Source organism: Noviherbaspirillum denitrificans, assembly GCF_002211445.1.
In the GTDB taxonomy this organism is placed as follows: domain Bacteria; phylum Pseudomonadota; class Gammaproteobacteria; order Burkholderiales; family Burkholderiaceae_D; genus Noviherbaspirillum; species Noviherbaspirillum denitrificans.
Genome location: NZ_LSTO01000001.1, coordinates 1,686,866 through 1,691,935, shown reverse-complemented (window position 1 = coordinate 1,691,935; position 5,070 = coordinate 1,686,866). Strand labels below are relative to the sequence as shown.

The following is a 5,070-nucleotide window of genomic DNA, read 5'->3' as shown; positions in this document are numbered from 1 at the left end:
GGCCGCGGCGCCCGCCGCGCCGTACTCACTGTTCGGCGATGCGCTCGAGCATGCGACCGGCATCAAGGCGTTCGGATTCCTGCAGCTCGGCCTGTCATCCAACAATGTCAGCACGCATAACCAGGCCACCGGCGGGCATTCCAATTTCCCGGTTGTCGGCCCGGCCGATGAGGGCTTGCAGACCAATGCCTTGCAGCTCGCGCTCGAAAGGCCGATCCAGACCAATATCCTGCCCCGGATCACACCCTTGCCCGGCCCGATGCCGTGGGAAGGCTCCTTCGGATTCCGGGCAGAGCTCCTGTACGGCCGCAACGGCCTGCCGGCAGGCATGCTCGGCTACGATGCGGATTGGGGTGTCAACCGCACGCCGGCAGGCGTCGTACCCGGTTCCAACCGGCAGAATTACCTCGCGATGCCGCAAGTCTATGCGCAGTACTTTTTCCCGGTCGGGATGGGTGTGGCGCTGACCGCAGGCCGCTTCGGCGCCGGCGTCGGCCATGAGATCCCGCCCGAATTTCGCCCCGGTCCGAACTTCTTCTATTCGAAAACCTACGCCTTCGTTGCCCAGCCCGACCAGGTCGCCGGCGCGCTGCTTTCCGCCAACCTGATGAATAACGAACTAGGCCTGCTGGCGGGCGAGCTCGGCGTGGTCAACGGCCGCCAGAACTGGAAGGACAACAACGACGACAAGAGCATCATCGGCGCGCTGCGCTGGCGAAGCGGGGACATGAACACCTGGGTCGATTACAGTTTCATGCGCGGCAATGAACAGAACGATCCGAACGTCGTGTCCGCACCGCAGATGCCCATCGCGCGGATCATTTCGCCGCGCGGCCAGCTGCGAGAACATCATTCGCTGTCCGTCAGCTTCAAACCGCTGGAGCGCTGGAAGGCAACCGCCGAACTCCTGTACGGCAAGCAGCACGGCGACGGCCTGCCGGGCACCATCGATGTGCTGACATTCAATCCGGCGGCCGGCAACTTCTTCTCCGGGGCGTCATACAGCGGCGCGAACGTGCACCTCGTCTACGCCGCCACGCCTTCCGTGCAATACGGCATCCGACTCGAGAAGTTCAGGGACCGCGGTGGCGTTGCCTTGTTCCCGGTGACGGCGGTGGCCGGCGACTTCAATGCGGTCACGCTGGGCGCGCGATGGGACATCAATCCGAATGTTGTTTTCAGGCCGGAGATTCGGCACGATTGGCAGTCGGGCAATCGAGGAGTGAAAGCATTCGGAGCGAGCACGGCCGAGCGGCAGACCACGCTTTCCGCTGATGTCGTTGTTTATTTCTAATCAACATAACAAGTTGGGGACATCCATGAAAAAGACACTATTGGGCGCGCTCGCCTGTGCTCTCCTCGCATCGTCGGCCAGCGTTGCCTGGGCCGCCGACGAAATTGTGATCGGTGCGTCATTGCCGCTATCAGGGCCGCTGGCAGGATTCGGCATGTACCAGAAATGGGGTTACGAAACCGCCGTCAATGACGTGAACAAAGCCGGGGGCATCATGGTCGATGGTGCCAAGACCAGGGTGCGTCTCGTCATCCGCGACGACAAGACGGATTCGAACGTCACCGCCAGCAACACCGAAACCCTGATTTCGCGGGAAAAGGTGGTGGCGATGCTCGGTTCGTGCACCCCGGCGCTGGTCAATGCCGGGGCACTGATTGCCGAGCGCCGCAAGGTTCCCCTCGTTGCCGGGTGCGATCCGTTGCAGGCTTTTCGCTCGGTGCGCAAGTGGAATTACGCCTGGGTCTTGTTCTTTGACGAGAACGATCTCGCCACCGCACCGTTCCGTATGCTGGCCGAGATGAACCTCGAGACGAACAAGAAAGTCGCAATATTGCACGACAACGGTCCGGATGGTCAGGTCGTCGGCGGGCAGATATGGCCGGCGTCGGCCAAGGCGGGTGGTTATGAGGTGGTCGCCGCCAATTCGTTCCCGACCGATGCCCAGCAGTTCACTTCAATGATCGCGCAAGCGAAGGCATCGAATGCCGATGTCGTGCTGGTCGATGCGATTCCGCCGCAAGGCGTGGCCATCCGCAAGCAAATGGCGTCCGCTGGATTCAATCCGAAACTCCTTGTTGTGGAAAAGGGGGCGGAACCTGAGTATTTTGCCCAGGCCACAGGCAAGCTTGCAGACGGTGTGCTGGTCGGCGGCTACTGGGATCCGAGCTTCCCGTATCCCGGCGCGGCTGATCTCGCCAAACGCTTCGAAGCAGAAACAAAGCAGACCCAAAGCCAGCATATCGCCGATGCACACGCGGCAGCGCAGGTGCTGCTCGATGCGATCGCTGCTGCAGGCTCCACCGACCGCGAAAAGATCAATGCGGCGATTGCAAAGACCGACAAGACCTATGTCGTCGGCCCAGTCAAGTTTGACGCCGACCATACCTCGCGCATTCCGATCACGGTCATGCAATGGCAAGGCGGCAAGTCCAGGGTCGTCTGGCCGAAGGACCGCGCGAACGCCAAGCTGCTCTTCCCGTTGCCATCATCGCAGTGATCCATCCGGAATCGCAATGTCAACACTGATCGGAGGCACGTATGCCTAGTTTTGATGTGGTGGGAAGCAGCCTGGTATCGGGCATCCTGCTCGGTGGTGTTCTTTCGCTCACCGCGCTGGGGCTGTCGATCGCCCTGGGTGTGATGGGCCTGGTGAATCTCGCGCATGGTGAACTGCTGGTCGGGGGCGCGTACCTCGCCTATTTCATCCTGCGTCATGCGGGAATCGATCCGGCTATTGGTCTGTTGCTGGTCGGCGCGGTGATGGCAATCATCGCCATGCCGTTCCAGCGGCTGCTGATCGCACCCTTGAGCGGAAAGGGGATGGAGGCGCCGATGATGACCATGTTTGGCGTGTCCATCATCCTGCAGAATCTTTACCTGCTCGCGTTTACCGCCGACACGCGCACCATCGAGACGCCATATGCGGCTAGCCCACTTGCGGTAGGCCCGATCACGGTGCCGAAGATCTACCTGATCGGCTTTTGCATTTCGGTTGTCCTGGTCTGGCTGGTGCATCTGCTGGTGACCCGAACCGCCTTCGGCCGCGAATTGCGCGCCAGTACCGCCGATGCGACAGCTGCAGCGGTGATGGGAGTCGATGTACGCCGCGTGCATGCGCTGACGTTTTCCCTTGGCGCAGCCTGCGCGGCAATGGGCGGCGTGCTGCTCGGAACGGCGTTCACCTTTACGCCAAGCAGCGGCGCTACCTATCTCCTGATCAGCTTTGCCGTGGTCGTGCTCGGCGGTGTCGGCAATATTTTCGGCACTCTGGTGGCGGGCATTGCGATGGGACTGCTGCAGAGCGTGGGTGCCTTGGTGCTGGGCGACGGCTATCGCGATTTTGTCGGACTGGTACTGTTTCTCCTTGTGCTCGCACTGCGGCCGCAAGGCATTTCAATGAAAGGGGCACGATAATGACGACCCAATCCGTCTATGTGGCCACAGTCCCGGCGGCGCGGCTTCCCGCCAACCGGATGCGCAAGACCGCGACCATCCTTGCCGCCTGTCTCGCTGCACTTTGTGTGGCCGGTCCGATATTGTCGGACTATGCGCTGGAAATCGGGTTCCGCCTGATACTGTTCATCGTGCTGGCGGAAGCCTGGAACCTGCTCGCGGGCTATGGCGGCATGGTATCGCTGGGCACCGCTTCGTTTGTCGGCATTGGCGGCTACGTACTGATCGGCCTGCTGAACAAGGGCGGCGTTCCGCTTGCCGCAGCCATCCCGGCCGCCGGCGTCGTCGCGGCGCTGCTCGCCGTCCTGGTGTCGCGCGCGGTCTTTCGGTTGCGCGGTCTTTACTTCACGGTGGGCACGCTGGCGCTGGCGGAAGCCTTGCGCATGTTCATGGTCAATTACAGCGGCTTTGGCGGCGCAAGCGGCCTGTTCCTGGAGGTTGATCCGCCGAGCCTGCAAGCACTGTACTGGATCGCGGTGGCGCTTGTCGCGTTCACGACCGTCGTGATGACGCTTGCCACCACCTCCCGCTTTTCCATTTTGCTGCGCAGCCTGCGCGACGACGAGGATGCCGCCGCGCAAATCGGCGTGCGTCCGTTCCGCATCAAGCTGATCGCCTTCGGGCTCGCCAGCTTCCTGATGGGCATGGCGGGCGCGTTGCAGGGCCTGAAACTGGGCATGGTCGAACCCTACGGCATGTTCGGCGTGCAGTGGACGATCAATGTGCTGTCGATCGTGATCATTGGCGGCAAGGGGCTGCGCGCGGGCCCGCTCGTCGGGGCCATCTTCGTCGTCGCGCTGGGTGAATTGCTCGCCGACTATCCGGCGCTGCACTTGTCGATTACCGGCCTGATCCTGATTCTGGTCATCCGCTTCGCGCCGCAAGGGCTCGTGGGCCTGGCCAGCCGCCGTCTTCCTGCTCGCAAAGGTGCCGCATGAACGATCCGCTGATTGAAGCAAAGGGCCTTGTCAAGCGCTACGGCGGCCTGGTTGCCACCGACAATGTGTCGCTGCAGCTTGCACGCGGCGAAGTGATGGGCATCATCGGTCCCAACGGCGCCGGAAAATCGACCCTGATCAGCTTGCTGGGCGGGGCGTTTTCCCCGAGCGATGGCAGCATCCATTTCAACGGCAAGGACATTACCGCCATGTCGGCGCCCGACCGGGCACGCCTTGGCATCGGACGCACCTATCAGATCCCGCGGCCGTTCCTCGACATGACGGTCCGCGAGAACCTGCTGGCCGCGCGCTTCTCCCTGCATCCGTGGGACCGCAGCGCACGCGCGCAAGCCGCATGCGACGCCATCCTCGAGAGGACCGGCCTGTCGGACGTCGCCAGCCTGCGCTGCCGCGAGCTGCCGCTGCTGCGCAGGAAGCGCCTCGAAGTGGCACGCGCGCTTGCACTTGAACCCAAGGTCTTGCTGCTGGATGAAGTGGGCGCCGGCCTGGTCGACTCGGAAGTGACGGAACTGATCGATCTGATCAAGTCGCTTCGCAACGAAGTGGACGGCATCATCATCATCGAGCATGTGCTGCGTGTCGTGCGCGAGTGCTGCAACCGCTTGCTTGTCATTAACTTCGGAAAGAAATTCGCCGAAGGCCCGA

General features: G+C 62.3%; 5 protein-coding genes. All 5 read left to right on the top strand.

Annotated elements, in window-relative coordinates; all coding sequences use genetic code 11:
* The coding region (locus AYR66_RS29475) for an outer membrane beta-barrel protein (protein WP_206047108.1) at positions 1-1,294 on the top strand (1,294 nt) is incomplete at its 5' end.
* A gap of 25 nt (positions 1,295-1,319) precedes the next feature.
* Complete coding sequence (locus AYR66_RS08420) at positions 1,320-2,510, top strand: amino acid ABC transporter substrate-binding protein (protein WP_206047107.1); 1,191 nt, start codon at positions 1,320-1,322, stop codon at positions 2,508-2,510.
* A 41-nt stretch (positions 2,511-2,551) separates the two neighbouring features.
* A complete protein-coding gene (locus AYR66_RS08415) occupies positions 2,552-3,427 on the top strand; it encodes a branched-chain amino acid ABC transporter permease (protein WP_088707131.1) in 876 nt (291 codons plus the stop codon).
* The gene (locus AYR66_RS08410; RefSeq protein WP_088707130.1) at positions 3,427-4,404 is read left to right on the top strand and encodes a branched-chain amino acid ABC transporter permease; all 978 of its coding nucleotides are present in this window, start codon (positions 3,427-3,429) and stop codon (positions 4,402-4,404) included. The genes AYR66_RS08415 and AYR66_RS08410 overlap by 1 nt, the downstream gene beginning before the upstream one ends.
* Positions 4,401-5,070 (top strand): ABC transporter ATP-binding protein (locus AYR66_RS29470; RefSeq protein WP_206047106.1); only part of this gene is annotated, 670 nt, incomplete at its 3' end. The genes AYR66_RS08410 and AYR66_RS29470, both read left to right, overlap by 4 nt.

Coding starts and splice junctions, on each gene's coding strand:
- AYR66_RS08420 (WP_206047107.1), top strand. CDS start 1,320: ATGAAAAAGACACTATTGGGCGCGCTCGCCTGTGCTCTCCTCGCATCG.
- AYR66_RS08415 (WP_088707131.1), top strand. CDS start 2,552: ATGCCTAGTTTTGATGTGGTGGGAAGCAGCCTGGTATCGGGCATCCTG.
- AYR66_RS08410 (WP_088707130.1), top strand. CDS start 3,427: ATGACGACCCAATCCGTCTATGTGGCCACAGTCCCGGCGGCGCGGCTT.